At 62.7% G+C, this 25,391-nt stretch carries 25 protein-coding genes and 1 tRNA gene; 11 read left to right on the forward strand and 15 right to left on the reverse strand.

From position 1 onward, the window contains the following. Nucleotides 1-705, reverse strand: coding sequence for a response regulator transcription factor (locus HMPREF3171_RS05095; protein WP_070422508.1), 705 nt, complete (start codon nucleotides 703-705; stop codon nucleotides 1-3). 165 nt (nucleotides 706-870) lie between these two features. Continuing rightward, nucleotides 871-943: transfer RNA gene (locus tag HMPREF3171_RS05100), tRNA-Thr, on the reverse strand. A gap of 66 nt (nucleotides 944-1,009) precedes the next feature. On the opposite strand from HMPREF3171_RS05100, the gene thrE reads away from it, so the two are divergent. Genes thrE through HMPREF3171_RS05130 form a run of 6 tightly spaced genes read left to right on the forward strand, consistent with a single transcriptional unit; the run spans nucleotide 1,010 to nucleotide 6,031 of the window. Further along, a complete protein-coding gene (thrE, locus tag HMPREF3171_RS05105; RefSeq protein ID WP_244268636.1) occupies nucleotides 1,010-2,458 on the forward strand; it encodes a threonine/serine exporter ThrE in 1,449 nt (482 codons plus the stop codon). Nucleotides 2,459-2,516: 58 nt separating this feature from the next. Then, nucleotides 2,517-2,891 carry a hypothetical protein gene (locus HMPREF3171_RS05110; protein WP_070422506.1) on the forward strand — a complete coding sequence of 125 codons (375 nt, stop codon included), beginning with the start codon at nucleotides 2,517-2,519 and terminating at the stop codon, nucleotides 2,889-2,891. Continuing rightward, the gene (locus HMPREF3171_RS05115) at nucleotides 2,891-4,168 is read left to right on the forward strand and encodes an alpha,alpha-trehalose-phosphate synthase (UDP-forming) (protein ID WP_070483414.1); all 1,278 of its coding nucleotides are present in this window, start codon (nucleotides 2,891-2,893) and stop codon (nucleotides 4,166-4,168) included. Before HMPREF3171_RS05110 ends, HMPREF3171_RS05115 begins: the two co-directional genes overlap by 1 nt. Then, nucleotides 4,165-4,566, forward strand: coding sequence for a YajG family lipoprotein (locus tag HMPREF3171_RS05120; RefSeq protein ID WP_070483416.1), 402 nt, complete (start codon nucleotides 4,165-4,167; stop codon nucleotides 4,564-4,566). The genes HMPREF3171_RS05115 and HMPREF3171_RS05120 overlap by 4 nt, the downstream gene beginning before the upstream one ends. Beyond that, nucleotides 4,560-5,267 (forward strand): trehalose-phosphatase, encoded by a 708-nt coding sequence (locus HMPREF3171_RS05125; protein ID WP_070483418.1) that lies wholly within the window; start codon nucleotides 4,560-4,562, stop codon nucleotides 5,265-5,267. Before HMPREF3171_RS05120 ends, HMPREF3171_RS05125 begins: the two co-directional genes overlap by 7 nt. Then, nucleotides 5,249-6,031, forward strand: a complete 783-nt coding sequence (locus HMPREF3171_RS05130) for a CE1 family esterase (RefSeq protein WP_070483420.1) — start codon at nucleotides 5,249-5,251, stop codon at nucleotides 6,029-6,031. Before HMPREF3171_RS05125 ends, HMPREF3171_RS05130 begins: the two co-directional genes overlap by 19 nt. Here HMPREF3171_RS05130 and rlmB read toward each other — a convergent pair. From rlmB to HMPREF3171_RS05160, 6 genes are all read right to left on the reverse strand, one after another. Further along, nucleotides 5,994-6,926, reverse strand: coding sequence for a 23S rRNA (guanosine(2251)-2'-O)-methyltransferase RlmB (rlmB, locus tag HMPREF3171_RS05135; RefSeq protein ID WP_070422501.1), 933 nt, complete (start codon nucleotides 6,924-6,926; stop codon nucleotides 5,994-5,996). The two genes, HMPREF3171_RS05130 and rlmB, sit on opposite strands and share 38 nt — an antisense overlap. A 3-nt stretch (nucleotides 6,927-6,929) precedes the next feature. Continuing rightward, nucleotides 6,930-8,288: a cysteine--tRNA ligase gene (cysS, locus tag HMPREF3171_RS05140; protein WP_083284732.1), complete on the reverse strand. Its 1,359-nt coding sequence runs from the start codon at nucleotides 8,286-8,288 to the stop codon at nucleotides 6,930-6,932. A 5-nt stretch (nucleotides 8,289-8,293) separates the two neighbouring features. Further along, nucleotides 8,294-8,779, reverse strand: a complete 486-nt coding sequence (ispF, locus tag HMPREF3171_RS05145) for a 2-C-methyl-D-erythritol 2,4-cyclodiphosphate synthase (protein WP_070483423.1) — start codon at nucleotides 8,777-8,779, stop codon at nucleotides 8,294-8,296. Next, nucleotides 8,776-10,251: an HNH endonuclease signature motif containing protein gene (locus HMPREF3171_RS05150; RefSeq protein WP_070483425.1), complete on the reverse strand. Its 1,476-nt coding sequence runs from the start codon at nucleotides 10,249-10,251 to the stop codon at nucleotides 8,776-8,778. The genes ispF and HMPREF3171_RS05150 overlap by 4 nt, the downstream gene beginning before the upstream one ends. 99 nt (nucleotides 10,252-10,350) lie before the next feature. Beyond that, complete coding sequence (ispD, locus tag HMPREF3171_RS05155) at nucleotides 10,351-11,073, reverse strand: 2-C-methyl-D-erythritol 4-phosphate cytidylyltransferase (protein WP_070483427.1); 723 nt, start codon at nucleotides 11,071-11,073, stop codon at nucleotides 10,351-10,353. A 9-nt stretch (nucleotides 11,074-11,082) separates the two neighbouring features. Beyond that, nucleotides 11,083-11,661: a CarD family transcriptional regulator gene (locus HMPREF3171_RS05160; RefSeq protein WP_070422496.1), complete on the reverse strand. Its 579-nt coding sequence runs from the start codon at nucleotides 11,659-11,661 to the stop codon at nucleotides 11,083-11,085. A 157-nt stretch (nucleotides 11,662-11,818) separates the two neighbouring features. Here HMPREF3171_RS05160 and HMPREF3171_RS05165 point away from each other — a divergent pair, with 157 nt between their 5' ends. After that, nucleotides 11,819-12,358 (forward strand): hypothetical protein, encoded by a 540-nt coding sequence (locus HMPREF3171_RS05165; protein WP_070422495.1) that lies wholly within the window; start codon nucleotides 11,819-11,821, stop codon nucleotides 12,356-12,358. Nucleotides 12,359-12,476: 118 nt separating this feature from the next. Next, the gene (gene radA, locus HMPREF3171_RS05170; RefSeq protein WP_070483429.1) at nucleotides 12,477-13,841 is read left to right on the forward strand and encodes a DNA repair protein RadA; all 1,365 of its coding nucleotides are present in this window, start codon (nucleotides 12,477-12,479) and stop codon (nucleotides 13,839-13,841) included. 10 nt (nucleotides 13,842-13,851) lie between these two features. Here the strand turns inward: radA and HMPREF3171_RS05175 are convergent, their stop codons facing one another. Beyond that, nucleotides 13,852-14,529 (reverse strand): hypothetical protein, encoded by a 678-nt coding sequence (locus tag HMPREF3171_RS05175; protein ID WP_070483432.1) that lies wholly within the window; start codon nucleotides 14,527-14,529, stop codon nucleotides 13,852-13,854. Nucleotides 14,530-14,538: 9 nt separating this feature from the next. Next, complete coding sequence (locus HMPREF3171_RS05180; protein ID WP_070483434.1) at nucleotides 14,539-15,159, reverse strand: carbonic anhydrase; 621 nt, start codon at nucleotides 15,157-15,159, stop codon at nucleotides 14,539-14,541. A 10-nt stretch (nucleotides 15,160-15,169) separates the two neighbouring features. On the opposite strand from HMPREF3171_RS05180, the gene HMPREF3171_RS05185 reads away from it, so the two are divergent. After that, nucleotides 15,170-16,045 carry an HhH-GPD family protein gene (locus tag HMPREF3171_RS05185; protein ID WP_305764011.1) on the forward strand — a complete coding sequence of 292 codons (876 nt, stop codon included), beginning with the start codon at nucleotides 15,170-15,172 and terminating at the stop codon, nucleotides 16,043-16,045. Here HMPREF3171_RS05185 and HMPREF3171_RS11635 read toward each other — a convergent pair. Continuing rightward, nucleotides 16,024-16,194, reverse strand: a complete 171-nt coding sequence (locus tag HMPREF3171_RS11635; protein ID WP_083279432.1) for a DUF4236 domain-containing protein — start codon at nucleotides 16,192-16,194, stop codon at nucleotides 16,024-16,026. The genes HMPREF3171_RS05185 and HMPREF3171_RS11635 overlap by 22 nt on opposite strands. Nucleotides 16,195-16,218: 24 nt before the next feature. Here HMPREF3171_RS11635 and HMPREF3171_RS05190 point away from each other — a divergent pair, with 24 nt between their 5' ends. Further along, on the forward strand, nucleotides 16,219-17,676 hold the full coding sequence (locus HMPREF3171_RS05190) for a lipase family protein (RefSeq protein WP_070483437.1): 1,458 nt from the start codon (nucleotides 16,219-16,221) through the stop codon (nucleotides 17,674-17,676). On the opposite strand, the gene HMPREF3171_RS05195 is transcribed toward HMPREF3171_RS05190, so the two are convergent. Further along, nucleotides 17,628-20,369, reverse strand: a complete 2,742-nt coding sequence (locus HMPREF3171_RS05195; RefSeq protein WP_070422490.1) for an ATP-dependent Clp protease ATP-binding subunit — start codon at nucleotides 20,367-20,369, stop codon at nucleotides 17,628-17,630. The two genes, HMPREF3171_RS05190 and HMPREF3171_RS05195, sit on opposite strands and share 49 nt — an antisense overlap. 160 nt (nucleotides 20,370-20,529) lie before the next feature. On the opposite strand from HMPREF3171_RS05195, the gene HMPREF3171_RS12480 reads away from it, so the two are divergent. Further along, complete coding sequence (locus HMPREF3171_RS12480) at nucleotides 20,530-20,757, forward strand: hypothetical protein (protein WP_168161877.1); 228 nt, start codon at nucleotides 20,530-20,532, stop codon at nucleotides 20,755-20,757. Here HMPREF3171_RS12480 and HMPREF3171_RS05200 read toward each other — a convergent pair. From HMPREF3171_RS05200 to HMPREF3171_RS05210, 3 genes are read right to left on the reverse strand one after another with little or no spacing between them, the layout of a single operon-like run. Then, nucleotides 20,754-21,566 carry a MetQ/NlpA family ABC transporter substrate-binding protein gene (locus tag HMPREF3171_RS05200; protein ID WP_070450280.1) on the reverse strand — a complete coding sequence of 271 codons (813 nt, stop codon included), beginning with the start codon at nucleotides 21,564-21,566 and terminating at the stop codon, nucleotides 20,754-20,756. The two genes, HMPREF3171_RS12480 and HMPREF3171_RS05200, sit on opposite strands and share 4 nt — an antisense overlap. A 57-nt stretch (nucleotides 21,567-21,623) precedes the next feature. Beyond that, nucleotides 21,624-23,315: a phosphoenolpyruvate--protein phosphotransferase gene (gene ptsP, locus HMPREF3171_RS05205; protein ID WP_070483439.1), complete on the reverse strand. Its 1,692-nt coding sequence runs from the start codon at nucleotides 23,313-23,315 to the stop codon at nucleotides 21,624-21,626. Nucleotides 23,316-23,325: 10 nt separating this feature from the next. Further along, on the reverse strand, nucleotides 23,326-25,323 hold the full coding sequence (locus tag HMPREF3171_RS05210) for a glucose PTS transporter subunit IIA (RefSeq protein WP_070483441.1): 1,998 nt from the start codon (nucleotides 25,321-25,323) through the stop codon (nucleotides 23,326-23,328). Nucleotides 25,324-25,391: the final 68 nt, after the last annotated feature.

Consider the following 25,391-nt stretch of genomic DNA (forward strand, 5'->3'; position numbering starts at 1 on the left):
CTACTGACGTGGGGTGCGCAGCACGTAACCGACACCACGGACCGTGTGGATCAGCGGCACATCGCCCGTGTCTACCTTGCGGCGCAGGTAGGAAATGTAGGACTCGACCACGTTGCCGTCGCCGCCGAAGTCGTAGTGCCACACGTTGTCCAGGATCTTCGCCTTGGACACGACCACCTCAGCGTTGAGCATGAGGTAGCGCAGCAGGTTGAACTCCGTCGGGGAGAGCTCGACGATCTCGCCGGCTTTGGTGACCTCGTGGGTGTCGTCGTTAAGCGTCAAGTCCGCATAACGCAAGGTGGAATCCTGGTTCGAATCGTCCACCACGTTGCCGCGCCGCAGGATCACACGCAGGCGCGTGATCACCTCTTCGAGCGAGAACGGCTTGGTCACGTAATCATCCGCGCCAATGGTCAGGCCGTGGATACGGTCCTCCACGGCATCCTTTGCTGTCAGGAACAGCACCGGACTGTCAAGTCCTTCTGCTCGTAGCTTGCTGAGCAGCTCAAAGCCGTCCATCTCCGGCATCATCACGTCCAGGATGTACGCATCCGGGCGGGAGGTGCGCGCCAGCTCGAGGGCTTCCGCACCAGAGTTGGCGGTCTCCACATCAAAACCCTGGAACTTCAGAGACACCGTCAACAGTTCGACGATGTTCGGCTCGTCATCAACAACCAGCACCTTGAGGTTCTGCGAGTCAGCCATGGTTTGTGTTCTCCTTAATTTTTGCGGCAATCATGCACTTGCCACGATTAAACAACACAACGCTGTACGTCGCCTGTGTACTTGCTGCCCAAGGTTGAGCAAGTCGATCTTTGTTCGCCAAAGAAAGTGCCCCCTCGCCGATACGTATCGACGAGGGGACCCACGAGCTGGAGACGAGACTTGAACTCGCAACCTACGCATTACAAGTGCGTTGCGCTACCGATTGCGCCACTCCAGCAACGCGCTAGATCTTACACATAGCCCGTGGTCGCGCGAAAACCGCCAAGCCGATAGTGTGGCCTGTGTGGAAAAGAGATTGTGGGGAAAGCTCAGAGGTTCGCGCCAACGCTTAGCGACGATCGACGCTGCCCGCACCTCTCCTCCCCCATCCGTCCTCGCCCCAATCAACCTGACCGACCCGACAGAGGTCGCCGCGGTGATGAACATCGCCGCCCGTATCGGCGAGATCCTCATCGCAAACGCAACAACATCTGCGGACGCGATCAAGCAGATCCACACCGTGTGTTCGTCGTACGGCCTGCACTACGTGCACGTGTCCATCACGGTGAACACGATTACGCTGAACACCATCATCGGCGTGGACCATCGCACCCCGGTCACCGTGTTCCGCGTGGTCACCATGATCAGCGAGAACTACCACAAACTGCAGGAAGTGGACCGCCTGATCCGCTCGATCCGCTCAGGCGCAACACCGCCTGAGATGGCGGAGAAGATTCTCGACGAGATCGACAACGCCCCCATCCCCTACCGCAACACCCGCAACTTGGCCGGCTGGACTGTGATGGGTTTCTTCGTCGCCATGCTGCTCGGCGGCGATTTGCTGCTCATGTTCTTCGGCGGCCTGACCGCGTTTCTCATCATGGGCTTTTCCAAGTTGCTCTCCCGTGGCGGGTTGCCCGGGTTTTTTCACAATGTGATTGGTGGGTTCGTCGCCACGCTGCCCGCTGCAATCGCCTATGACTTTTCCGCCTCGATCGGGCACACGATCAACCCCAGTCAGCTGATCGCAACAGGCATCATCGTCCTGCTTGCAGGTTTGACGCTGGTGCAATCGCTTCTCGACGGCGTCACCGGGTCCATGGTCAACGCCTCCGCCCGCTTCTTCCAAGCCATGTTGGGTACCGGCGGCATCGTCGCAGGCGTCGCCGCTGGCGTGCAGGTTTCCGAGCTGGTCGGGATGCCACTGCCACCAGTCGAGGTGCTCCCAGCTGATGCGGCGTACAACAACGTGTGGCTGACCACCTTCGGTGGCGCGATGGCGGCCGCTGCCTTTGCGGTGTGTTGCTTTGCGGAACGAGCCGCTGTGCTGCTGTCCTTCGTCACCGCAGCGACAGGTTCATTCATCTTCTACATCGTGCTCACTCCGCTCGGCGCTGGCCGACTGTTGGCTATCGCGGCGTGTGCGGTCGCCGTCGGCTTGGCCGGCGGTCTCATTTCCCGTCGCTTCCTGATCAACCCGGTGATCACTGCTGTCGCCGGCGTGACCCCGTTCCTGCCCGGTTCGTGGATCTACCGCGGCATGTACGCACTGATGAACGAGCAGCTCCTGCTCGGCATGATGAACCTACTGACCGCGATCGGCACCTGCCTCGCCCTAGCCGGCGGTGTGGTGTTCGGCGAGTGGCTGGCCCGCCGCATCCGTGCTCCACAGCTCTACGTGCCGTACGAGGCGTTTAGGCGCGCTGGCCGGCTGACTTTCCAGCAGATTCGTCGGGTACGGCGCCGTCGTTAAGCAGGTGGCGTAGAATGATGGGGCTTTAGCTGTCGTTCTTGCAAGGAGGAACCCCCAAGTGCCACCTAAGATCACCGATTCGCGCCCCACCGCCGAACAAACGCATGCCGTTGAGGAGCAAACTGCGTCGGGCGCCCGTCGGATCGTGGCCACTTACGCTGAGGACTTCCTGGACGGCGTAACGCTCATGTCCATGCTGGGTGTCACCCCGCAGGGCTTCGTGTACAAGCGCTACGTCGAGGACCTGGAGCAAGCAGCGGAAGAGGAAGCGCCGAAGAAGGCCACGAAGAAGAAGGCCACGAAGAAGAAGGCGTCCAAGAAGAAGGCCACCAAGAAGAAGGCGACGAAGAAAAAGTCCACCAAGAAGGCAGTGAAGAAGGCTGCCAAAAAGACTGCTAAAAAGTCGACGAAGAAGACCGCCAAGAAGGCCTAATGGGTAGCAACGAGTTCCTCGTCGTGGCCAACCGCCTGCCTGTAGACAAGGTGGGCGACCATTACGAGGTCTCCCCTGGCGGTTTAGTCGCAGCCCTCGCACCGGTACTGCGCTCCCGTGGGGGCTGCTGGGTGGGATGGCCTGGCGATACCAGCGCAGAACTCGAACCGTTTGAGTTCAACGGCATCTCGCTGGTCCCCGTGTGCTTGGACCAGGACGACTTCGAGGGCTTCTACGAGGGCTTTTCCAACTCCACATTGTGGCCACTGTACCACGACCTCATCGTCACCCCCGAGTACAGGCAGGAGTGGTGGGAGCGCTATGTCGCCGTCAACGAAAAGTTTGCGCGGGCGACCGCCAAAGCCGCTGGCAAAAACGCCACGGTGTGGGTGCAGGACTACCAGCTTCAGCTCGTACCGGGGATGCTGCGCGAACTACGCCCCGACTTAACCATCGGCTTCTTCCTGCACATCCCGTTCCCGGCTCCGGCGCTGTTCCAGCAGTTGCCGTGGCGCGACGAGATCCTCTCCGGCCTGTCCGGCTGCGACCTGATCGGTTTTCAGCGCACCACCGACGAAGAGAACTTCCGCCTGCTCACCACCGATATTCGTACTGGCACCTTCCCCATTTCTATTGATGCGGATGAGGTGCAGGCGGCGACGGAGTCGTCGATACGCACACTGCGCAATTCGCTCGGCAACCCGAAGCACGTGCTGCTGGGCGTGGATCGGATGGATTACACCAAGGGCATCCTGCAGCGACTGCTGGCGGTCGAGGAACTGCTGGAGGAAGGCGAACTCGACGATATTGCCGTGGTGCAGTTGGCTACGCCGTCGCGTGAACGCATCGAGCACTACCGCAAGACCCGCACGGAAGTTGAGCAGGCGATCGGGCGTATCAACGGCCGCTTCGGCCAGGTCGGCCGCCCGGTCGTGCACTACATCCACCGCGGCGTGCCCAAAAACAAGCTGGGCACCTTTTATGCGGCGGCCGACATCATGCTGGTTACGCCGTTCAAGGACGGCATGAACCTCGTGGCCAAGGAGTACGTCGCCGCACACCCGAAGGGCGACGGCGCGCTTGTGCTTTCCGAGTTCGCAGGCGCTGCAGTCGAACTCAACCAGGCCTACCTGTGCAACCCGTTCGACCTGGGGTCCGTCAAGGCCGCGATTGTGGCCGCAACCAATCCTGATCCGGCACGCATGCGAGCGATGCACGACTGGGTCATGGAACACGACGTGACCCGCTGGGCGCGGGACTTCTTGGAGGCGTTGTGAAGCGCGCGCTGCTGCTCGCCCCGGTGATGCTGCTCGCGGCGTGTTCGAGCCCGCAGCAGTGGCACGTCGTTGGCGTGTACACCGACCCAGAGGCGCCCGTCGCGCGCAATACCGGCGGCGCATCCGTCACCTTTTCGGGTTCGTCGTTTTCTGGCACCACCGGCTGCGCTGAAGTGTCCGGCGAGTTTGAAGGCGACGACACTGTGCGCCTCCACGACGTCACCGTCGGCGACCCGGGCGACTGCGCCGGTTGGGGCCGCCACATACACGACCAGTTGGTGCCACTGCTTCACGACGACACCGAGTTCACCGTCACCCGCCCAACTGATACCGACCTTGTACTCACCCTGCTCAGTGACGCCGTGGATGCCCCGGCCGTTAAACTGCGCACATGGTGATTGCTCAGGCCGAAACGTTGTTGGTGTGCCTCGACTTCGACGGCACGCTTGCTGAACTCAACCCCGACCCCTACGCGGTCACAATGCATCCGGCGGCCGAGGACGCGATCCGTCGCCTTGCTGCTCTCCCCGGCACCGAGGTTGCAATCCTGTCCGGCCGCCACCTCGACGGTCTGCGCCAGGTCCTCCCTTCCGGCCTCAATGTCACCCTCGTCGGCTCCCACGGCGCCGAGCCCGGGCCCACGCTTGACGACGACTCCCGCGCCCACCTCGTCGACATCGAACGCCAACTGCGCGACATCGCCATCCCGCCCGCCTATGTGGAGGTGAAGCCGTATCAGAGGGTGTTGCACGTGGCGCCGGTCGCGGATAAGCAAGCGGCCCAGGACATGCTCGATGCCGCCGCTGCCCTGCCCGCCCGCAAGATCACACTGGGACATAACGTGGTGGAGTTTTCGGCCGTGGATATCACGAAGGGCACCTGGCTCGCCGAATACAAGCGCGACTTCGCGGCCACCGTGTTCGCGGGTGACGACGACACCGACGAAACCGCCATCGCCGCCCTCGGCCCCACCGACCTGGCGGTAAAGGTCGGCGACAAACCCTCGCTGGCGTCGCGTCGCGTCGCAGATGCTGACGCCATGGCTGAGCTCTTGGCAGAACTCGCCGACGAAAGGGAAGCATGGAACGCCTCTCGCTAGAGCACCAGGGACGCACTCGCACCTGGACCGCCGTCGAAGGCGACCCCGACACGCTCCTGCTGGTGCTGCACGGGTCGCGCCAGTCCGGCAACGTGATGCGCAACTTCACCGACCGAACCTTTGAAACCCTCGGCGCGACCGTGGCTTACCCGGACGGTGTGGAGCACCACTTCAACGACCTGCGCACCGGTTTCAACGAGACCGCACGCAGCCTGAACATCGACGACGTCGGTTTCTTACGCAAGGTTGTCGAACACCACGCCCCGCGTCGCGTGATCGGCATCGGCTTTTCCAACGGCGGCCAAATGGTCATGCGCCTCCTTTTCGACGCCCCCGGCCTCCTCGACGGCGCCGCTACCTTCGGCGCCTCCATGCCCGTCGAATCCAACACGTGTGTTGGCACTTCCGATTATCAGCCCACCCCGCTCGTTTCCGTCCAAGGCACCGCCGACCCGCTCGTCCCCTACAACGGCGGCGAAGCCGGGATCGGCGGCAACAACCGTGGCCAGACCCGTTCCGCAATCAACTCTGCGCAGTTCTTTGCGGAACTCAACTCGTGTGGGTGGCGGGGGTCGTCGACAAGCGGTGCCCTGCGTATCGACGACTGGCACGGCCCCGCCCCCGTCCGCCTCATCACCATCGACGGCTTCGGCCACATGGTGCCGGTAGCCAAAACGCTCGACGCGCGGCTTGGGCCCGGCACCGACGAGATCACCGGCGGTGAGGTTATTCAGCGATTCTTCTTTGACGAGCGAACTCACTAAGCACCACACCCGCCGCCACCGACGCATTAAGGGACTCCACCCAATCCGTCATCGGCACCGACATGATCACGTCGCAGTTCTCGCGCACCAGGCGTGAAATGCCCTTGCCTTCGGAGCCAACCACGATCACTACCGGGCCCGTGGCCTGGTCAAACGTGTCCAGGGTGTGCTCGCCGCCCGCATCCAGGCCGACGACCGTGTAGCCGTTGTCCTGGAACTTCTTCACCGTGCGAGTCACGTTGGTCACGCGCGCCACCGGCAACTGCGCCGCCGTACCCGCCGACGTCCGCCACGCCACACCCGTGACCTGCGCCGAACGCCGTTCCGGGATGATCACGCCGTTACCACCGAACGCCGCAGTCGAACGAATCACCGCACCAAGATTGCGCGGATCCGTAATGTTGTCCAGCACCACAAACATGCCGGGGCCATCCACCGACTCCAGCAGGTCATCCAGGTCCGCGTACTTGTACGGCTGGATCTTCAGTCCGATGCCCTGGTGCAGGCCGTTACCGGTCATCGCATCCAACTGCTGACGCGGCACCTCCTGCACCGGAATGTTCTTGCTGTTCGCCAGCGCAACGGCCTCGCTCAGACGATCATCGTGGCCAGTGCCCTGCGCGACGAACAACGCCTCCGACGGCACCTTCGCCTTCAGACACTCAATGACCGGGTTGCGGCCCACCACCAGATCCGCCACCTCACGATCGTGCCGGCCCTGCGCGCGGCGCTTCTGCTCCAACTTGCGCTTATGCGCCGCGTGGTAGACGCGATCCTCAGCCTTCGGCGTCGCACCCTTGCCCTTCAGTCCACGGCGACGCTGCCCGCCAGAGCCCTTCGTCGGACCCTTTTTGTTCTTCTTCTGTACGTCACGACGCTGATACGGTTTCGCCATCGTCTACTCCTTTACCTGCCACTGCGGCCCCTCGGCCGTGTCGGTCACTTCAATTCCCGCACGCGCCAACCGGTCGCGCACCTCATCCGCCGTGGCCCAATCCTTCTCCGCACGCGCGGTCGCACGGCGTTCCAGTTCAGCTTCCACCAGCACGTCTAATGCCTTGCTATTGCCATTGCTTGACGACGACGGCCACGCCCCCGGATCAACACCCAACACCGCCGCCATCGCACGCACCTGCGCCGCGATCGGGGCCGGATCGGCTGCCTTATTGCCCTCGCGCACAAGGTTGTGGATTTCTGCGAGGGCTTTCGGGACGGCGAAGTCGTCGTTAAGCGCCTGCTCAAATGCCTCAGTCCACGTCGACGGCTCCGGCATACCTGCGCGCTTCACAAACTCCTCAATGCGCCTAAAGCCGGCCGCAGCTTCCTTGAGCGCCTCCGGCGAATACTCCAACACGCTGCGGTAATGCGCCGACCCGAGGTAGTAACGCAACTCCACCGGGCGCACCTCCTCCAGCATGTTGTCGATGGACAGCACATTGCCCAGGCTCTTCGACATCTTCTCGCCAGCCATGGTCACCCAGTGGTTGTGCATCCAGTACTGCGCGAAATCATCGCCCGCCGCATGCGACTGCGCCTGCTCGTTCTCGTGGTGCGGGAACTGCAGGTCAAGGCCACCACCGTGGATGTCAAACGTGCCACCCAGGTACCACGTGGACATCGCCGAGCACTCCAAGTGCCACCCCGGACGCCCATCGCCCCACGGGGTCGGCCAACTCGGCTCACCCGGCTTCGCCGCCTTCCACAACGCGAAATCACGTGCGCCACGCTTGCCCGCGTTCGACGTCTCCCCCTGCTCCATCTCCTCAACCTTGTTGCCGGAAATTGAGCCGTAATCGCCGCCCGCCTTCACCCAAGCGTCGACGTCGAAGTACACCGAACCGTCCGCTGCATAGGCGTAGCCGTTATCAATCAGGCGCTGCATGTAATCGACCATCTGCGTCACATGCCCAGTCGCCCGCGGCTCCACCGACGGCGGCAACACACCAAGCGTGTCGTACGCACGGGTGAACTCACGCTCGTACGTGGACACCCACTCCCACCAGGGGCGATTGTGCTCGTCTGCCTTGGCGAGAATCTTGTCGTCAATATCCGTGACGTTGCGCACAAACGCGACGTCGTTGCCCTTCGCCGCAAACCAGCGACGAACAATATCGAACGCAACACCCGAACGCAGGTGGCCAATATGCGGCTTCGCCTGCGGAGTGGCGCCACACAGATAAATCGAAACGTGGCCAGGATTCACCGGCTCGAAGTCTCGCAGCGTGCGGGTCTTGGTGTCGAAAATACGTTGATTCACGCCGTTTATCCTACGTTGCCGTTCAATTCCACCAACGCAGTGGCAATCGCCGCCCGGCCCTCCTCCGAACCAGTGAACCCCATGTGGTCCGTCGTCGTCGCCGACACCGATACCGGAGCACCCAAAGCCTGCGACAACACCCGCTCTGCCTCCTCACGCACCGGGCCCATCTTCGGGGTCTGCCCAATCATTTGTGCAGAAACATTGACGACGGTGTGGCCGTGGTCGTCTACAAGCGCACGGAGCTCCTCGAGCAACTGCACCCCTCGGACCCCGTCATACTCCGGGCGGCCGACCCCGACGAACGAGCCGAGATCCCCAAGGCCCGCCGCCGACAGCACCGCGTCCACGATCGCGTGGCTGACAACATCGCCATCTGAATGACCTTCGCAACCATCCTGGCCCTCGTGCAGAATTCCGGCGATCCAGCACTCCTTCCCGGCCTGGATCTGATGGGCATCGAAGGCAGTACCAACTCGCAGATTCGTCATGGACTGAACACTACCCACTCCGGGGACGCCGAGTCGTATTCTTCGAAGCCCTCGCGCTCCAGTTCGAGGTCGCGCAGGTGTCTCTTCAGCGAGGCGAGGAGTTCCGGCGTAATCTCCGGCATCTTCTCCGGCGCATACTCGAACTTGCGGCCAAACTTATCCTCCAGCGTGGTGATCGTTTCCACGCAGGCTTCCCAGTCGTAGTCCTTTTCGTACTGCTCCACCGCCGAGTGACACCGGGCGTTGAACTCCGCACTGTCGCGGCGCCGCTTCCGACGCTGTTCCAGAGTGGACTTCCACCGCGGGTTTTCACCTTCGGCGAGATACTCGACGATCAAGCCGTCGGGTTCGCTGACCTGGAAGGTGCCGTCATCGAAAAGCCAGACGACTTCGCCCGTGACGTGATCGACCACATAGGTAGCGCGGCGGTCCGTCTTGATGTTGTGGTGACGCTGGCACAGACAGAACAGGTTCGACGGCGTCGTTTTGCCGCCGTTGCCGTAGGGAATGCGGTGGTCGAGCTGGCAGCGCCTCGCGGCAACGTTGCAACCCGGCCAACGGCAGGTACCGTCGCGGGTTTGCACGAACGCCTTCATTGCTTCGGTGGGCACATAGGCGTCAGTCTCGGCATGTTCAGCCTCGTCGAGGTCGATGACCTTCACCTTGGCGGTTTCTTTGAGCGCGTCGATGATTTCCGTGCCGTCTGCCCCCGACCAGCCGAAGCCGGGAACGAAGTAGCCGGCGCCTGGGGTCTTCGGCGAAAACACGTGCAGCACCAACTGAATCGACGAGTGCTGCTGGCCGGTGAGGATCATCTGCAGTGCATCGTCACGACTGAGCTTGTGTTCCTTCGCGACGGCACCGACATACATATCCATCAGACCAATCGTTGCCGAGTCGCCAGAGATATTCAGACCGGCGTCCCCGTCGTCTTGGCCATAGAACACGCCTTGGCAGGTGCCGAATGGCGCATCTTTTGCTTTCTTGCGAGCTTTCGTTTTCTTCGGGCTTGGTGCCAACTTCGCATCAACCTGCTTGATCCGGTCCCGCAGGCGGCGCTTTAGCGACGTCGCCGATGGCAACTCCATCCCGGCGGAACGCGGCGTGAACACCTTGACTAGGTAGTCGTCGAACTCAGCCAACACTTCGGGCGTGGCGAGATCGTTCAACCGGTTCAGGACGGTCTCGATTGCGCTAAGGCGCGTGATATCTAGCCGTCGCATATCAGCCTGCATTTGGCGTAGTTTCGGCAGGTCTGCCAAGACGCTATACCCAAGAATTCCGCTTTCAGCCCAGCTCACGGTACGGCCGGCGGCGCTTGCGATGCGCTGGCTTACCAGTTCGAAGTCGTCGATAATCGCACCGGGCTCAGCGTAAGCGTGAAAGATACTGTATTCCGCGTCTCGCATCGCTTGACCTGCGACGCTAATCTGGTCACCCTGACGTTCTGTTGCGAAGTATCCGGTAGACATTGTCCCCCCTTTCGATCTTTCAATCGAACATACATGCCACCACCGCGACAATGCAAGGGTTTTTCGAAACTTTTTAGATAATTCGTTCGAACGCCCTAGCTAGTTGCCGGGGATCTCGAACACGGTCGGCTCGGCCTCATCGGTAATGCTTTTCGCCAGGCGAAGATCGATCGGGGTGGTAATCTTGAACGCCATCGGATCGCCCTGAACAGTGGTGACGGGGGCGCCGTACCACTCCATCAGGGACGCGTCATCAGTTGCCACGAACTCCGGCGACTGCTCAAGGTAAGCACGGTTGGCGGCACGCAATTGGCGCAGGTCAAAGCCTTGCGGTGTCTGTGCGGCCCGCAAACGGCTGCGGTCCAGCGTCGCCTCCACCGCATTCACCGCACCCCCACTGACCTGTTTAATGGTGTCCGCGACAGGTACAACCGGCACCACCGCGGGCGCGCCATCGAGCACGGCACGGGCCACGCGGGCAATCATGCCGGGAGGGGTGAGGGCGCGGGCGGCGTCGTGGACGAGAACGCAGGCGTCGTCAAGCGAAATTGCTTCGAGCGCTGCGTAGATGGAGTCCGCGCGCTCCGCACCGCCATGCACAAACTGCACGTCGTGCCCCTGCAGGCACTGACGGGCGTGCTCCTCCATGGCAGGGCTGATGACGACGACCACCTGGTCCACAATCTCGGAGGTTTCCATCGCGGTGACGGAACGCTCCAAAAGCGTGCGCCCGCGCAACGGGACGTACGCCTTTGGCACCTCAGCGCCCAGCCGGGTGCCCTGACCTGCTGCGGCAACAACCGCTACGACACGGCGGTCCAAGGGCTCGTCTTACTCGTCGTCGAAAGAAAGCTCGTCGAGGTCAACATCATCTTCGGCGTCAATATCGCCCGGCGCCTCGGAGATACCGGCCTTGACCTGCTCGTCGATAATCTTCTGGATCTCGGCTTCCATCTCCTCGACCTTCTTCTCATCGACGGGCTCTGCAAGCGCGAGCTCACCGACGAGAATCTGGCGGGCCTTGCCAAGCATGCGCTTCTCACCAGCAGAAAGACCCTTTCCCTGGTCACGGCGCCACAGGTCACGTACAACCTCGGCCACCTTATTAATGTCGCCGGAAGCAAGGCGCTCCTGGTTCGCCTTATAGCGACGAGACCAGTTGCCGGCCTCCTCAACATCCGTCTCACGCAGCACGGAGAACACCTTCTGCAGGCCCTCCTCGTTGACTACGTCACGCACACCGACAAGCTCGGAGTTCTTTACGGGCACGCGAACCTCAAGGTCTGAGTGGAGAATCTGCAGCACCAAGAAGTCCAGCTTCTCGCCGCGCATCTCACGCTCTTCGATGTCGGCGATACGCGCCGCGCCGTGGTGCGGGTAAACGACCACTTCTCCGACCTTGAATTCCATAAACGCTCCTTGGTGCTCCCGGCGAAGTTTTGACCCCACAACCCTACCACCGCCTTCAAAGCTCCGAATAGGGGATAAAATGGGAAAAGTTGCTGTCTAGGCGCTAAAGTATTCCAGAGAATAACCTTCGAAACCGTTTGACTATGGAGGACCCCACGTGAAGTCCCTGAAGCAGGTAGCCGTTATCGCTGCCGCTGGCTGCGCATCCTTGGCCCTTGTTGGCTGCTCCGCTGGCCAGATTACTCAGACCTCGAACCAGGTCGCTGCTGTGGATGGTGCCAGCGCCGCAACCGAGAACGGCGAAGTTGCTGTGCAGGATGTCACCGTCGTCTTGGCCGAGGACGGCAAGGCTGCCCTCAAGTTCACCGCGACGAACCAGGACACCTCCATGACGGATCACACGTTGAAGTCCGTCACCGCTGGTGGCAACACCGTCAAGATCGCAAACAACAACACGATTAAGTACAACTGCGTGTTGGTTGCTGATTCCGCCGAGGGCCTCGAGCGCCTGCCGCAGGATGACGCGAACTGCATCAGCTACACCGCTACCTCGCTGGCTAACGACGATTTCGCGTACGGTGGCAACGTCCCGGTCACGTTCAACTTTGACACCGGCTCCATCGACGTTGTGGCTACCGTGTCTGCCCCGCACCTCGTTTCGGGCCAGGTTGACCGCGAGACTGGCGCGAAGCACTAAGAGCTTTTCGCTTATCGACGAACACATGCCGCTGGGTTAACCAGCGGCTTTTTCGTTTTCGAACACTTTTCGAACACTTGCAGGCTCCGTGTCGTGGGGGTGTTATACGGTGTCGCACATGGCTAAGAAACCTCGCGTGATCCACACGTGCTCCGAATGCGGCTACTCTTCCCCGAAGTGGCTCGGCCGCTGCCCTGAGTGCGGGTCGTGGGGAACGTTGCAAGAAGAAGCGCCGGCTGCGGTTTCCGCAGGTCCGGTAAAGACGTCTGCGCTGACACCGACGTCGCCCGCGACCCCGATCACGAAGGTGAACGCGACTGCGACGCGCACGTTGCCCTCTGGCATCCGGGAACTCGACCGGGTGTTGGGTTCCGGTGTCGTGCCGGGGTCGGTGGTGCTGATGGCCGGTGAGCCGGGCGTGGGTAAATCGACGCTGTTGCTTGAGGTTGCATCGCGGTGGGCCGCGATGGATGGCCGCAAGGCGCTATACGTGACTGCTGAGGAATCTGCAGGCCAGGTCCGTGCCCGTGCTGAGCGCACCGATGCGCTGAAAGACACGCTGTACTTGGCGGCGGAGTCGAACCTCGACGTGGTGTTTGGCCACGTCCAGCAGGTCAACCCCTCGCTGCTCATTGTGGATTCGGTGCAGACTATGCACGCCGCGGGTGTGGAGGGTGTTGCGGGTGGGGTGGCACAGTCCCGCGCAGTAACGGCTGCGCTGACCACGCTGGCGAAGACGACGAACCTGCCGATCATCCTGGTGGGGCATGTGACTAAGGACGGCAACGTGGCCGGCCCGCGCGTGCTCGAGCACCTGGTGGATGTGGTGTTGAACTTTGAGGGTGACAGGCAGTCGTCGTTACGCATGCTGCGTGGCATGAAGAATCGCTTCGGGGCGACGGACGAGGTGGGGTGCTTCGAGCAGACCGCTGGTGGCATCCGGGAGGTACCGGACCCATCGGGGCTGTTCCTCTCTCACCGTGGGAAGACTCCGGACGGTTCTGCGGTCACGGTGGCGATGGATGGCGTCCGGCCGATGCTGGCGGAAGTCCAGGCACTTACCGTCGATCCGGTGAATAAGAGCCCGCGACGCGTGGTCACGGGCTTGGATTTCAACAGGGTGCCGATGGTGCTCGCTGTCCTGCAGGCACGCTGCGGGCAGCGCACGAATGACAAGGACGCGTACGTAGCAACCGTTGGCGGTGTGAAGATCACCGAAACAGCAACGGATCTTGCGGTCGCGCTGGCTACATGGTCGAGCCTGCACGAAACACCGCTGCCGCCGAAGACTGTGGTCATCGGCGAAGTGGGCCTCGCGGGTGAACTACGAAGGGTGCCTAACCTCGGACGCCGCCTGCAGGAGGCGGCGAGGTTGGGATACGAAAACGCGATCGTGCCCAGCGGAGAACTCGAACCGGTCGAGGGAATGCGGGTCAGTCAGGTCTCTACGCTCGGGGAGGCGATCGCGCTGTTAGCTAAATAACTACAAGAAACTAGGTGATGTTGAAGGGGGCTGCTTCCGAAGCATTGTCGCCGATGACCGTGTGCAGGAAGTAGGACCCCGGCTCGATCGCGGGACGGTCATCACACTTACCCGGCTGAGATACGGTGCCGGACCAGCGAGCCTGGTAGCCCTGCTTCTCCCCCGCCTTGTAGGTCTGGGTGCCGGACACGACGGGCTGGTAGCAGTCGGTGTCTGCCCACATGCGCTCGTTGGTACGCATGTCGTACACCTCGAAGCGCAGGATGTTCTCGTCAAGGTCGATGACGCAGTCGGTGTCGGTCGGGTTTTCCACTTCCATGTAGAACACCGGCTCGGTGCCTGCGGCGTAGGACGGCTGGTTCGGCAACGCCTTGATCCGTAGGTCCTTGAGTTCGCATGCGCCAGTGCGGGCCGGTGCGGCCTCAACACTGGAGGAAGGTTCCTCCGACGGGGATGCAGACTCCGAAGCAGATTCCTCAGGCGCGGCGACGGTCGGCTCGGTAGCCACGGTCGGGTTCACGGTTTGCTCGGTGGAGGTTTCGGTTGCCCCATCCGATCCGGATCCGCCGCTGCGGGCCATGGCGGAAAGCGCCCAGACCAGCAACGCCACAACCACGAGGAGGATGACGAGGGCCGCGACGCGGCGACGCATGTAGATCTCCGGGGGCAATGGGTGCTGGTTCGACATGCTTATAACTTAATCGCCGAAGTTTTCGTAGGTGGTCTCGACACGGCCGTCCGAGAGACGGTAACGCGCACCAACCACGCCGATGCGGCGCGCTTCCAGGCCGGCAACAACGGCGGGGATGCGGGCGACCAAGTGCTCGGCGCCGTGGCGGGCGTGGGCTTGCTCGACCTGTTCGCCGCGCTTTTCGGCCTCGACGATGGAGGGGGCGATCTTCTCCACGAACAGGCGGGTCAGGCCGTGCGGGATCTCGCCGGACTCGAACGCCTGGACTGCGGAGCCGACAGCGCCGCACTTTTCGTGGGACAGGAACAGCACGAGGTCCACGCCGAGGCCGTCGACGGCGAACTCCACGGAAGCGGAGACAGCGGAGTCGACGCAGCCGCCGGCGGTGCGGATGACGAAGATGTCGCCGAAGCCGGCGTCGAAAAGCAACTCGACGGGCACGCGCGAGTCAGAACAACCGATGACGCACACGGCTGGGTTCTGGCCGGACGTGAGCTGCTGGAGGGTTTCGGAGTCGCGGTTCGGGGCGACGGTGTTGCCGGTGGCGAAGCGTTCGTTGCCTGCGCGAAGCAGTTCCCACACTTCGCGTGGGGAGGTTGCGGACTGGAGCTCTGTTGCATTAGTCATACCGTCTATTGTGGCACTCATTGTGCAGAATATTCGCCCAAATCAGATAGTTGATTGGTATCGCGCCAACGCGCGTGATTTGCCGTGGCGCAAACCGGGTACGTCACCGTGGGGTGTGCTGATCAGCGAGGTCATGAGCCACCAAACCCAGGTGGAGCGCGTTGCCCCCATTTGGTTGGAGTGGATCGAGCGCTGGCCGACTCCGCACGATTTTGCGCAGGCGCGTATCGACGACATCCTGCGCGCCTGGGCCAACCTCGGCTACCCACGGCGGGCGTTGAGGTTGCGGGAGTGCGCGCAGGTGATCGTCGACAAGCATGGCGGCGTTGTGCCGGACGATGTGGACGCGCTGCTGGCACTGCCTGGCATTGGGGACTACACGGCGCGGGCGGTGGCGTGTTTCGCCTACGGGAAGAACGTGCCGGTTGTGGACACGAATGTGCGTCGCGTGGTGGCGCGTGTGGAGCGCGGCCAGGCGCTGGGGGTGCCGGGGAAGAAGGAAATCCAGGAGGTTGCGCACCTGCTGCCGGAGGACAACGGTCCCGAGTTTTCGGTCGGGCTCATGGAGCTTGGTGCGCTGGTGTGCACCGCGAAGGCACCGAAGTGCGATGCGTGCCCGGTTGCGCAGGATTGTGCCTGGTTGGCGGCGGGCAGGCCGGCACCTGAGGAGGGGCAGCGGCGGCCGTCGCAACGTTTTGAGGGCACGGATAGGCAGGGGCGCGGCAAGATTATGAAGGTACTGCGCGAGGCAGATTCGCCGGTTGAGCAGGCGATTATCGACGCCGTCTGGCCCGACGACGCCCAACGCTCACGCGCCCTGTTCTCACTGTTGGAGGACGGCCTCGCTGAACAGGATGAGCGCGGTTACTTCCACTTGCCGCGGTAGGTCAGTCCACCCGGCAGCTTGATCCACACGCCGCCACGCGAGTTGATGGTCACTGGCCCGACGCGTTTGGAGGCGGAAACGCCCGAACCGGAGTAATTCAGCCAGCTGTCCTTGCTGAGCTTCTGGCGCTTACGAAACTGGAATCCCATAGCCGGCAGTTTACACTGCTGTACATGCAAAAACGTTGGTGCTCCCTGCTCATTCCGGTGTTATTGGCCCCATCCGCGCAGGCTGCGGACCTGAGCGCGGAGTCGTTGTCGTCGCTGTCGTCGGTGGGGTCGTCGACACTCGAGGTGGTACGCGACGCGTCGTCGTTGTCGTCGCTTCCGGAGTCATCGTGGAAACCACTGGCCGGCGCACCAGGTAGCGAGGCGGGCTCGCTTGACGCGGTGAAGCGGGTGCCAGGGTCGACCGGCCAGCGCATCCGCTACACCACCACGAACGAAAAGGGCGAGAAGGTCGCGGTGACTGGGGCGTTTTACAAACACCGCCGCGCGAAGGGGCTCATCGCGCTCGCACCGGGCACGCGTGGTCTGGGTGATCAGTGCGCGCCATCGGCAGGCTCGTCCATGCTGGTGCGCATCGAAGACGGCACCGTGAACATTAACTATGAGGCGCCCCTGGTACAGAAGCTGCTGGATGCCGGCTATTCCGTAGTGGTCACCGACTACATCGGGTTGGGCACCGATGGGTTGCACACCTACTTGAACAGGGTGGATCAGGGGCATGCGCTTATCGACGCCGCCCGCGCCGTTGCAAAACCAAACCAAAAAGTGGGCTTCTGGGGCTACTCCCAAGGCGGTGGCGCTGCCGCGGCCGCTGCGGAACTCGTCGCCGACTACGCCCCCGAACTCAACGTGATGGGAACGTTCTCCGGTGCTCCGCCAGCCGACCCGCTGGGTGTGCTGGAGCAAGGTACCGCCCCGATGCTTACTGCTGTGGCCGGTTTTGCCGCTGCGAGCTACTCCGAAAGCTACTCGGAATTCGGCGAGGCCCTGCAGGAACACCTCACCGACGAGGGCAAAGTCTGGCTCGAAGGACTGAAAAACTCGTGCGTGGTCGACGCCTCGTTGTCTGCGCCGGCCGACCCTTCCACACTGTTCACCTCTGGCGGCTCGTTTGCCGAGGTCGTGCATTCCGATGAGCGGCTGGCGAAATATCTGGAACTAAACAAAATGGGCACCGTCGCGCCGTCTGCGCCGATCATGGTGATGACGAATGCCGACGACGACCTCGTTCCGGAGCCGCAAGCCACCCAACTGGCTGAGGACTATTGCGCCGTCGGTGCGCAGGTGGAGTACCGACGCGTGGTGGTGCCGGGTTCCCCGACGCAACCATTGTCTTCGGGGCGTCTGCAGTTGACGCCACGCGTTCCTGGTTCGGGCCATGCCGCTCCCCTGCTTTTGCAGGCCGATAATGCGATTGCGTGGATGGATGATCGTTTCGCCGAACAGCCTATGAAACGGGTGTGCCCCTCCGACCACCCTGCATATGAGGTGGTGGAGGGGCTCAACGCGGTGGAGATCACCGCGTTAGTCCTGGGCATCCTTGGCGTGCTCGGTGCCGCAGCCGCCTGGTGGGGTTACACCGGCTCGGGGCCGTTGTCTTCCTTGCCCTCGTTGCCGTTCTGATCTTCGGCGGTCGTGTCGCGCTCATCCGGGAACTCGGAGGCTTCAGACTCCGGCTGGGTGCGCTCCGGCTCGATGTCGCGGACCTCTTCTTCCAGCTCGACGTCGAAGGCCTCCGCTGGCAGCGGGCGTGGACGTGGGGTGAAGGTGAAGGTCGCATCCGGGGCGGCCTTGCCGCGATCCTTGCGGGCCGTCTCCACGTCGCCATCCCAACCCTCGACGTCCACGGTGATGATCTCCCCGGCACCGATCTCGCCGAAGAGGATCTTCTCGGACAGGATGTCCTCGATCTCCCGCTGGATGGTGCGACGCAGCGGACGTGCACCCAGCACGGGGTCGAAACCACGGACTGCAAGCAGGTTCTTGGCGTTCTCGGTGAGCTCGATGCCCATGTCCTGCGCGGCCAGGTTCTTGTCCACTCGAGCGATGAGCAGGTCCACCATCTGGACAATCTCTTCCTGGGAGAGCTGCTTGAACACGACGATCTCGTCGATACGGTTCAGGAACTCCGGGCGGAAGTGCTTCTTCAGCTCGTCGTGGACCTTACCCTTCATGCGCTCGTACTGCGCCTCGGAATCCGCAGCGGTATCCCCGGTGAAGCCCAGGCCGACCGGCTTGGAGATGTCGGAGGTACCCAGGTTCGAGGTGAAGATCAGCACCGTGTTCTTGAAGTCCACGTTGCGGCCCTGACCATCGGTGACGTGGCCTTCTTCCAGCACCTGCAGGAGGGTGTTGTAGATCTCCTTGTGGGCCTTCTCGATCTCGTCGAAAAGCACGACCGAGAACGGCTTGCGGCGCACCTTCTCGGTGAGCTGGCCGCCCTCTTCGTAGCCGACGTATCCCGGAGGGGCACCGAAGAGACGCGACGCGGTGAAGCGATCGTGGAACTCGCCCATGTCCACCTGGATCAGGGAGTCGTCGTCGCCGAAGAGGAACTCTGCAAGCGCCTTCGACAGCTCCGTCTTACCCACACCGGACGGGCCGGCGAAGATGAACGAACCGGACGGACGGTTCGGATCCTTCAGACCTGCGCGGGTGCGGCGGATGGAGCGGGACACAGCCTTGACAGCCTCGTCCTGACCGATGATGCGCTTGTGCAGCTCGCCTTCCATGTTGAGCAGGCGCTTCGACTCGCTCTCGGTGAGCTTGAACACCGGGATGCCAGTCCAGTTGGCCAGCACGTCAGCGATCTGCTCCTCGCCAACCTCGGCGATGTCCTCGAGGTCGTCCGAGCGCCACTTCTTCTCCTTCGCGGCGCGCTCCTCGGTGAGCTTGCGCTCCGTTTCGCGCAGGCTGGCTGCCTTCTCAAAGTCCTGGGCGTCGATCGCCGCTTCCTTTTCCTTGCGGACCTCGGCGATGCGGTCGTCGACCTCGCGCAGGGAATCCGGGGCGGTCATGCGCTTGATGCGCATGCGGGCGCCGGCCTCGTCGAGAAGATCGACTGCCTTATCCGGCAGGAAACGGTCATTGATGTAGCGATCCGAAAGGTTCGCAGCAGCCTTCAGAGCGTCGTCGGTGTAGGACACGCGGTGGTGCGCCTCGTAGCGGTCGCGCAGGCCCTTGAGGATCTGGATGGTGTCCTCGATGCTCGGCTCGTCCACCTGCACCGGCTGGAAACGACGCTCAAGGGCGGCGTCCTTCTCGATGTGCTTACGGTATTCGTCCAGCGTGGTTGCGCCGATGGTCTGGAGCTCGCCACGAGCCAGCTTCGGCTTCAGCAGCGAAGCAGCGTCGATCGCACCTTCGGCGGCACCGGCGCCGACGAGGGTGTGGATCTCGTCGATAAACAGGATGATGTCGCCGCGCTGGTTGATCTCCTTGAGCACCTTCTTCAGGCGCTCCTCGAAATCACCGCGGTAACGCGAACCTGCAACCAGGGAGCCCAGGTCCAGCGAGTAAACCTGCTTGTCCTTCAGGGTCTCCGGGACGTTGCCGTTCGCAATGTCGAGCGCCAAGCCCTCCACAACGGCAGTCTTACCGACGCCCGGCTCACCGATGAGCACCGGGTTATTCTTGGTACGGCGCGACAGGACCTGCATGACGCGCTCGATTTCCTTGTCACGGCCCACAACCGGGTCGAGCTTGCCTTCCTTGGCAGCAGCGGTGAGGTTACGGCCGAACTGGTCGAGCACGAGCGAGTTGGAACGCTCGCCGCCCTGCGGGCCGCCACCACCTGCACGGTTGCCGCCAGCACCCGCACCTGCGAAGCCTGGGCCGCCGCCCTGCTGCGGGGACTCCGGATTCTGTGCCTCGCCGCCCTCGTAACCAGACAGCAACTGGATAACCTGCTGGCGCACACGCGGCAGGTCAGCGCCGAGCTTGATCAGCACCTGCGCCGCAACGCCCTCGCCCTCACGGATCAGGCCGAGCAGCAAGAACTCGGTGCCGATGTACTTGTGGCCCATCTGCAAACCCTCACGCAGGGAGAGCTCCAGGACCTTCTTGGCACGCGGGGTAAACGGGATGTGGCCGGTGACCGGCTGGGTGCCGTGGCCAATGATGTCGATGACCTCGCGGCGCACATCCTCAAGGTTGATACCCATGGATTCGAGGGCCTTCGCGGCGACGCCCTCGCCTTCCTTAATCAGGCCGAGCAGGATGTGCTCGGTGCCCATGTAGTTGTGATTGAGCGCGCGCGCTTCCTCCTGCGCCAGGACGATGACGCGACGGGCCCGGTCGGTAAACCGCTCGAACATGTGGCTGACCCCTTCTATAGCTAAATCGTTGTCCACCACCATAACGCCGGGGTGCGACATCACTTCCCACGTTTTGGCTGCCGGGGGCGTGGAATCGTCGAAAAGCAGTGCTCAGAGGGGATGTTCACCCTTAGCGAACATCCCTGAAATACACATTTTCATGCAGTTTGCAGCCCGGATTAAACGGGTGCCCGCACGCGCCGCACATCACAGAGCGCAGGTGCTTATGGACGCCCACAAACCGGTGATCCGCCAACTCGTCATGGCACAGCGAACAGGCCCAGAGTTTGTGGCAGGCCCCGCAGGTGTTGGCAACGACGTCGCGCTCCGAGTGCCAGTGGGCGCACCGGCCTTGCGGGCCGACGTCGATACCGTGGATTTTCATTAATTCACCGGGATTACGGAGCCGCTGTACTTCTCGCGGATCCACTCTGCGGTCTCCGGCGAGCTCAGGTCCGCCGCCAGCTTCTCGATGCGGGGATCCTTCGCCGCGTCCTCATTGGCTGCGAGGATGTTCACGTACGGGTTGTTCTCCGGGCTTTCGGCAATGACAGAGTCCTCCGACGGGTTCAGGCCAATTTCCAGAGCGAAGTTCGAGGTTACGATGACACCAGCGACAGACTCGTCCGACAGCGACTGAATAACCAGGGTGTCTTCGACCGGGACGATCTCAATGTCCTTCGGGTTGTCGGTGATCGACTGCAGGTTGATCTTGGACACGTTTGCCGGATCAATCTCCTGGTCCAGACCGATGACGCCGTTGGCCTCCAGCAGGATCAGCGCACGGGCAAGGTTGGACGGCGAGTTATGAGTCACGATCTTCGCCCCCTGCTCCAACTCGTCAATGGACTTGATGGAGTTGGAGTACATCCCCATCGGCTCAATGTGGACTCCGACGATGTTGACCAGGTTCTTGCCAGTCTGAGTATTCCAGTCCAGCAGGTACGGCGAGTGCTGGTAAAAGTTCGCGTCTGCGGAACCGTTGGCCACCGACATGTTCGGTTCCGACCCACCAGAAATGACCTTGACATCCAGCTCGTACTCCGGATTTTGCTCGTCGACGTAGCGCAGAATCTCCGCGTGGGGCGTGGCTTGCGCCAGGACGGTGAGCGGTTCTTCACCGCCCGAATCACTGGAGCAAGCAACGAGGCCAAGGCCAACTGCGGCAGACAAAGCAATGGACGCGAAACGCTTCATGGGGAAGCCCTTTCCCTATCGTGAACAACTTTGTCTGCCATTACTAGACTATGCGGTTCACAGTAGGTCAAGAATTACCGAATCCGCGATCCCAAGCACCGCCTCACGTGCATCTTCAGCGGTCCGGGCGGCAAGGGCAGCATCGGCCATCTTCCGGCAGGTATCCATGTCGTGCAGGCGCAGCGCCGCGCGCACTGCGTTGACCTTGCCGGGCGCCATAGACAGTGACTTCACGCCAAGGCCGACAAGGACGAGGGCCATGAGCGGGTCGCCGCCGGCCTCGCCACACACGCCGATGGGTTTGCCAGTAGCTTCACCGCCGCGGCAGGTCTCGCGGATCATGGCCAGCACCGCGGGCTGCCAGGGCGAGAGCAGTTCGGCGAGTTCGCCCTGCATGCGGTCAGCGGCCATCGTGTACTGGGAAAGGTCGTTGGTGCCGATGGAGCCGAAGTCCACAACGTCGAGCACCTGCCCGGCGCGAATCGCGGCCGCAGGGGTTTCGACCATGATGCCCACCTGCTTCAGGCCAGCAGCGCGGGCGCGTTCAGCGAACCACTCGGCCTCCTCGACCGTGGCGACCATGGGCGCCATCACCCACAGTTCGGCGTCCGGCACGTTACGCTGCGCGTTGGCGAGTGCCTCCAACTGGTCGGCGAGCAGATCCTCGCGGGCTTGGGACAGGCGCAGGCCGCGGCGACCGAGGGCTGGGTTTTCCTCCTCGCCAAGGTCCGCAAACGACAGCGGCTTGTCGGCGCCGGCGTCGAGGGTGCGCACCACCACGCGGCGCTCGCCGAAGGCCTCGAGGACCTTGGTGTAGGTCTCGGTCTGCTCGTCCACGCTGGGCGCGGAGTCGCGGTCCAGGAAGAGAAACTCAGAGCGGAACAGGCCGGAGCCTTCCAGGTCGTAGCCCGCAGCCTTCACCGCGTCTTCGGCGGTGCCGATGTTGGCCAGCAGTTTCACGGCGTGGCCGTCGCGGGTGGCGCCGGCGCCGGCGGAGCCTTCCAGTGCGGCGGCGCGGCGGCGGGAGCGCTCGTCGAGTTCGGCGACGTCCTCATCGGACGGGGCGACGATGATTTGGCCGGTGCTGCCGTCGAGGGCGATGCGGGGGTCGTCGACAATCGCATCGGAAATGCCCTTGACCTGCACTGCGGCGGGGATGCCGAGCTGGGCGGCGAGGATCGCAGTATGCGAGGTCGCGCCACCCGCCTCGGTGACAATGCCGAGCACCATCGCCGGATCCAGTGTGGCGGTCTCGGCGGGCGCAAGATCGTGCGCGACCAGCACAGACGGCGCCGTCAGATCCGGCACGCCCGGCTCCGGCAAGCCGCGAAGGCGTGCGGTGGCGCGGTCGCGGATGTCGTAAAGGTCGGTGACACGCTCGGCCATGTAGCCGCCGAGTTTGCGCAGCTTGTTCGCGTACGTCTCCACCGCGTCGTGTACCGCTTTGGTGGGGCCGCTGCCCTTCTTCAGTTCCTTGTCCACCCCGCGGATCAGGCCACGATCCGTGGCCAGCGCCGCGGTGGCCTCGAGCACCTCCTGCGACGCCTTCGAGTTGGCGTGCGCCGCGCGTTCGCGTAACGACGACGCCACCTCCCCCAACACTTCCCGTATCCGCTGACCATCCGCCTCGGGGTCCACGGAGGCGGGCTCGTGGTTATCGATACCCACCGCCGGGGTCACTACCGCGACGGGTCCGCAGGCAGTACCAGCGGATACACCAATGCCGTGAAGAACTGTGCGTTCAGTCATGCCACCGAGCCTACTCGGCGGGCGTGATCTCGAGGATGGCATCTCCAATTTCGACGGTGCCATCGGCCACGTCGTTTACTCCGCCGAGTTTCTTGGAGTTGACCACGGTGGTGATCACAGTGGTGTCGACCCCCTTGGCAGCAATCGCTGGGAAGTCCACCTCCGCCAGCGCGTCACCTGCCGCAACCTCCTGTTTCTTCTCCACCAGCGGGGTGAAGCCCTCGCCCTCGAGTTTCACGGTGTCGATGCCGATGTGCACCAGCAGTTCCGCGCCGTCGTCGGTCTTGATGCCGTAGGCGTGGCCAGTCTTCGCCACCGAAATCACCTTGCCCGCAGCGGGCGCAACCACGGTGAGTTTGTCATTCGCCGGAATCACGCCAACAGCCTGGCCGAGGGCGCCGGAAGCGAAGGCGGCGTCGTTAAGCGCTGCCATCGCCACAACCTCACCAGCGACAGGAGCGAGCACTGTGCTTTCAGTGCTTTGCGACGACCCCACAACCGCAACCGGCTCCTCCTCACGAGCAGCAGCCGCGCGAGCAAGCGCGTCCGCCTTCTCCTCAGGGGTGCGGTAGTCGGTGATCAGGATGATGAAGAACGAGGTGAAGAACGCCACTGCGATGGCGATCATGTAGACCCACATTGGGTCGAACACGAACATGGTCGGGATGGAGGTGAACACGAACGCGTTCGTCTTCACGCCACCGAACGGGGTGCCCAGGATCGCGATAGTCAGGCCGCCGGCGAAGCAGCCGACGAGCATGCGCGGGTAGATCTTCTTAAAGCGCAGGTGGATACCGTAGAGCGACGGCTCGGAGATGCCGCCGAGCAGGCCCGCGGCGAGGGCGGAACCGGAGGTCTGGCGCATCAGCGGGTCGCGGTCACGAATAGAAATAGCCAGCACCGCGGCGGTGGCGCCGAAGCAGGCAAAGTTCCAGGCACCCATTGGTCCCTGGATGAAGTCGTAGCCAAGGGAGTTGATGTTCACCAGCATCAGCGCGTTGAGCGGCCAGTGCAGGCCAAGCGGAACCAGGAACGGGTAGAGCATCGGGATCAGCAGCGCGAACAGGAACGGCGCATTGCCGTTCATCCACGCCAGACCAGTACCAATCCACGCGCCGAGCAGGTAGCCGAACGGGCCGATGATAAACGCGGTGACCGGGATCATGACCAGCAGCGTCAAAAACGGCACAAACACCATGTGCACGGCAGACGGGATGATCTTCTGCAACCCCTTGTACAGCAGGGCGGCAACAGCCGCCATGATCAGCGGCACGAACACGTTGCCGTTGTAGCCGTTCAGAATCATCGGCAGGCCGAACACATCGACGACGTCGGTCGGTGCGCCGAAGAGATCGATCACCCGCGCATCGGGGTGGTCCTTCAAGTCAATGAAGTCCGGGGTAAATAGCGCGAGCATGATCGCGGCTGGCACCCACGGGTCGATGTTGAGCTTCTTGCCCGCGTTGTAGGCAACCGCCACCGGCAGGAAGAAGAACACCGAGCCCCACATGGCGTCGACAAACTGCCAGCCCGGCGTCTTCACTTCCGCGTGGAAGTTCACGATCTCAAACGCGTCAAGGAATGCCGCAAACGCAATGATCAGCGACGCGCCCAACAGCACACCCAGGATCGGGCGGAACGAGTCCGAGAGGTACTCGAAGAACGCGTCCAGCCACGGCATCTTGCCCTTAGCCTTGTCACGCTGCTGCTTCTTCAACTCATCGTTGGAAACCGAGCGGCCCGCCATCTCGGGCAGGTTATTGATCGCGTTGTACACCGTAGCCACGTCACCACCGACGATGACCTGGTAGTGGCTGCCGCCCTGGGGGACCGCGCCCATTACCTTCGGGTTTGCTTCGAGGCGGTCTTTGTCGGCCAGGGAGGCGTCGTTGAGTTCGAACCGCAGTCGGGTCGCACAGTGCGTCATCGATGCGATGTTGTCGGCCCCGCCGATTCCGGCGAGGATATCGGCAGCCTGATCCTGCAGGCTCGCCTTAGTGGTCGCCATGCTGATGCTCCTTTCAACCACATGATTTAGTCACATCAAACGTTAGTTGGTTATAACCACCGTGCACA

Source organism: Corynebacterium sp. HMSC08F01 (assembly GCF_001807545.1).
Taxonomy (GTDB): Bacteria; Actinomycetota; Actinomycetes; order Mycobacteriales; family Mycobacteriaceae; genus Corynebacterium; species Corynebacterium coyleae.